At 72.9% G+C, this 4,194-nt stretch carries 2 protein-coding genes and 2 pseudogenes; 2 read left to right on the top strand and 2 right to left on the bottom strand.

Features of this window, described 5'->3' with window-relative positions:
- Positions 1–55 precede the first annotated feature (55 nt).
- A pseudogene (locus tag J7E91_RS11115) lies at positions 56–844 on the bottom strand (ferritin-like domain-containing protein).
- Positions 845–1,082: 238 nt separating this feature from the next.
- Positions 1,083–2,138 carry an LLM class F420-dependent oxidoreductase gene (locus J7E91_RS11110; protein ID WP_214901458.1) on the bottom strand — a complete coding sequence of 352 codons (1,056 nt, stop codon included), beginning with the start codon at positions 2,136–2,138 and terminating at the stop codon, positions 1,083–1,085.
- Between the two features lie 173 nt (positions 2,139–2,311).
- Between J7E91_RS11110 and J7E91_RS11105 the strand changes: the two genes are divergently transcribed.
- Both J7E91_RS11105 and J7E91_RS36710 read left to right on the top strand, forming a co-directional pair.
- Positions 2,312–3,295, top strand: a complete 984-nt coding sequence (locus J7E91_RS11105) for an aldo/keto reductase (RefSeq protein WP_214901456.1) — start codon at positions 2,312–2,314, stop codon at positions 3,293–3,295.
- Positions 3,292–4,194, top strand: a pseudogene (locus J7E91_RS36710) (hypothetical protein); the annotation flags it as partial. The gene J7E91_RS11105 and the pseudogene J7E91_RS36710, both read left to right, overlap by 4 nt.

Here is a 4,194-nt window from a genome sequence, read left to right as displayed (position 1 = left end):
CGGCTGGCTCTGACGGACCGCTGCGGCTGGCTCTGACGGACTGGCGCGGCGCCGTTCAGACGTACTCCGGCGGCGGACGTCGCCGGGCCGCCCAGGGCGTCGCGCCGCTCCGGCATCGACAGGCTCACCATGCGCCGCCGGCCGCCGAGGCGTTCGTACGCGTACATGGCGTGGATGCCGGCGGCGAGCGCGGCGGACTTGGCCTTCGGCCACTTGAGGATGCGTCCCATGTGCGCCATGACGGCGAGGCTGACGTCCCGGTAGACGCGGCTCTCCGCCATGGCGCATTCGCGCAGGGCGCGCAGGATCGTCCGGCCGTGTCCCGCGCGGGCCAGCCGGAGCAGCTCCTCGTGGCAGTAAGCGAGGTGGTTCTCCTCGTCGTCGCAGATCATCCTGATCGGCCTGCCCGCCTCGGGGTGGTCGCCGAAGTACTTGCCAGCATGTCCATCTGGTCGGCGGCCCGCTGCTCGGTCACCCGGCTGTGCGAGAGGTAGACGAGGATGTGCTCCTCGGTCAGCGGCTCGTCGCGGCGCAGCTTGTCGTGGGCGAGGCCGATGCCGCGCTGATCGAGCAGCATCGTGTAGTCGGTCTCGGGCGGGACGGGGACGGGTTCGAGCTGCCGCTTCTTGAGCAGGGCGTTGAAGAGCCGGCCGTGCTTGTCCTCGTCGGCGCCGTGCCGGGTGATCTTCGGGGCGAGGTACCTCATGCTCTCCGGCACAAGGGCCGCGATCCGGCCGTTCTCCCAGCCGCCCTGGGACTCGCCGCCGGCGGCGATGGAGCAGAAGAGCTGGAAGGAACCGTCGTTGTCGAGGATCTCCTGGAAGACGCCTCGGGCCGACAGCATCGCTGATACCTCCGTGTACCTCCGGGCAGACGTCCGCAAAGAGCAAGTCAAAAGCGGTACGGGACGGCAGGCAACAGGAGCGGCGGTCAACTCCACCGGATGAATGAACCCCGGGGTGGTACGGGCGCGTAACCCCGTCGGGCCGTGAGGCGTTGTTGTGCATGACGGCCGTGGCGGGGAAGACCCCCGAGCCCCCACCACGGCCGCAGACTTCTGTTCCACTTCCCGACCTGTGGGGTTACGCCAGACCGGCGCGCTCCAGAGCGTCGGTGCCGGCCCGCAGGGCGGTGATCCGCTCGTCGAGCGTGAAGCCCGCGGGGGAAAGCGTCAGCGTCGTCACACCGGCCGCGGCGTACGCCTGCATCCGGTCGGCGATCCGCTCCACGGAGCCGAGCAGGGCCGTCTGGTCGATCAGCCGGTGCGGGATCGCGGCGGCGGCGCCGGTCTTGTCGCCGGACAGGTACTTGTCCTGGACCTCGGCGGCTTCCTTCTCGTAGCCCATGCGCTGGGCGAGCTGGTTGTAGAAGTTCTGCTTGCGGCTGCCCATGCCGCCGACGTACAGGGCGGTGTACGGGCGGAACATGTCGGCCAGCGCGCTGACGTCCTTGTCCTCGCCGACCGCGAGCGGGAGCGTCGGGCAGACGTCGAAGCCGTCCATGGTGTGGCCGGCCTTCTCGCGGCCCGCGCGGATGTGCCGGATCGCGGTGTCCTCGATGTGCTCGGCGGAGGGGAAGATCAGCAGCGCGCCGTCGGCGATCTCGCCGGTCTGCTCCAGGTTCTTGGGGCCGATCGCGGCGATGTACAGCGGGATGTGCTCGCGCTGCGGGTGGACGGTGAGCTTCAGCGGCTTGCCCGGGCCGTCGGGCAGGGGCAGCGTCCAGTGCTGCCCCTCGTACGAGAGGCGCTCGCGGGTCATGGCCTTGCGGACGATCTCGACGTACTCGCGGGTGCGGGCCAGCGGCTTGTCGAACTTCACGCCGTACCAGCCCTCCGAGACCTGCGGGCCCGAGACGCCGAGGCCCAGGCGGAAGCGGCCGCCGGAGAGGGAGTCGAGGGTGGCGGCGGTCATCGCGGTCATGGCGGGCGCACGGGCCGGGATCTGGAAGATCGCGGAGCCGACGTCGATGCTCTCGGTCTGGGCGGCGACCCAGGAGAGCACGGTGGCGGCGTCGGAGCCGTACGCCTCGGCGGCCCAGCAGACGTCGTAGCCGAGCCGGTCCGCTTCCTGGGCGACCGCCAGATTGTCGCCGTCCATCCCCGCGCCCCAGTAACCGAGGTTGATGCCGAGCCGCATGCCGCTCCCCTTACTGATCAGTAACGTCCCTGTGCCGGGGACTCTAGCGCGCGGGGGCGCGATCCGGCAGGGGGCCGTCCGGACATCGGCGGGGGTCCGCCCGGACAGCTTGTCCACAGGACTTGTCCACAGGTCTCCTGCCGCCGGGCCCCTGGCCAGTAATCTCAGCGCCCATGGAGCAGAGGCATCTCGGCCGCACGGGCCTGCGCGTATCGAGAATCGGGCTCGGCACCCTCACGTGGGGCCGGGGCACCGACGAGCACGACGCCGCCGACGTGTTGAAGGCCTTCTGGGACGCGGGCGGCACGCTCGTCGACACGGCGGACGTGTACGGCGACGGCGATGCGGAGTATCTGCTCGGGCAGCTCGTGGAGCGGCTCGTTCCGCGGCCGGATCTGGTCATCGCCACCAAGGCGGGCAGCGTGCCCGACCCCGACCGGCGCTTCGACGGCTCACGCGGCCATCTGCTGGCGGCGCTGGACGCGTCGCTGGAGCGGCTCGGCACGGATTACGTCGATGTGTGGCAGGTGCACGCCTTCGACCCGGCGACGCCGCTCGACGAGACGCTCCAGGCGCTCGACATCGCGGTCAGCAGCGGCCGGGCGCGGTATGCCGGGGTGTCCAACTTCTCCGGCTGGCAGCTGGCGAAGGCCGCCACCTGGCAGCTCGCCGCGCCCGGTGTACGCACCCGGCTGGCCAGCACGCAGATGGAGTACTCGCTGCTCCAGCGCGGTGTGGAGCGGGAGGTGCTGCCTGCCGCGCTCGATCTGGGGGTCGGGCTGCTGCCGTCGTCGCCGCTCGGCCGGGGCGTGCTGACGGGCAAGTACCGGCGCACCGTCCCGCCGGACTCGCGCGGCGGCTCGGAGCACCTCGCCGGCTTCGTCGCCCCGTACCTCGACGACGCGGCGAGCCGCATCGTGGACGCGGTCGCGACAGCCGCGGACGGCCTCGCGACGACCCCGCTCCAGGTGGCCCTCGCATGGGTCCGGGACCGGCCCGGAGTGGTGGCCCCGATCGTGGGCGCGCGCAACGCGCGCCAGCTCTCGGCGGCATTGTCAGTGGAGGCGCTTAGTCTTCCAGACGAGATCTGCCAGGCGCTCGACGATGTGTCGGCGCCCGTGCACCGCTATCCCGACCAGGACTGGAGCACGCTGTGACTGCGCTTCCCCGGGGGGCAACCCCCGGATCCCCGGCTGAACACCGCGACACCACCGCGGCGGCCGGCACCGGGCCGACCACCGAGCCGGCGGTCCCGGCGCCGGGACCCGCCGGGGACGACGCGAAGCCACACACCGAGCGCGGCGCCGAGCGCGGCACCACGGGCCCGGCGCCCGCTTCCGGAGCCGGTGCCCCGGCCGACGCGGAAGCGGCGCAGGCCCCGACGGACGTGACTGAGGACGCAGGTACCGAAGTGCAGCACGACGACACCCCGCGGCCCGCCGCGGAAGCCACGCCGGCCACCGGCGGACACCCGACGCCGCCCGGCGAGGACGCGGCGGGGCCAACCCCCAGTGCCGGCACCGGCCCCTCCGGGGACGACAGCCCCGCAGACTCTCCGGCGGGGGCCGGTGAGGAGCCGGCAGAGACCGCGGAGCCCTCGGGCGGTGGCGGTGAAGACATGGCGGCGAGTGCCGACGGGCGCTCGGGCGTAGCCGACGCGGACGCGACGCACGCCGAAACGCCGTCCGACGGCGGTGGTGACGGCGACGTCGACGGCGACGGCGACGGTCCAGCGGAGGCTCCGGGCCGTCCGGTGGACACCGGCGAGGGCGCGGTCGGCAGCGAGGAGGCCGACGGTGAAGCGGCGGGCGCCGGGGCACAGCTGTCCGAGGCCGAGGCCGAGATTGCCGCCCAACGGGCGTTGCGGGAACGGATCGAGCGGCGCAAGGCCGAGAAGACCGCGCCGGTCCAGGCCGGTGCCAAGCTGAGCGGGCAGGCCGCCGATCTGCTCGCGGCCGTACGGGCCGTGGAGAGCGGCGCCAAGTCCGGTGACGCGTTCTTCGCGTCCCCCGCGCCCGCGCCGCGCCGCGTGGCGCCCGCTCCCGCGCCCACGCCC

Origin of the sequence: Streptomyces sp. ISL-99, assembly GCF_018614005.1 — a bacterium.
Lineage (GTDB): Bacteria > Actinomycetota > Actinomycetes > Streptomycetales > Streptomycetaceae > Streptomyces > Streptomyces flavidovirens.
Note: the sequence above shows the minus strand (reverse complement) of the source record. Positions and strands in the feature narration are given on the sequence as shown.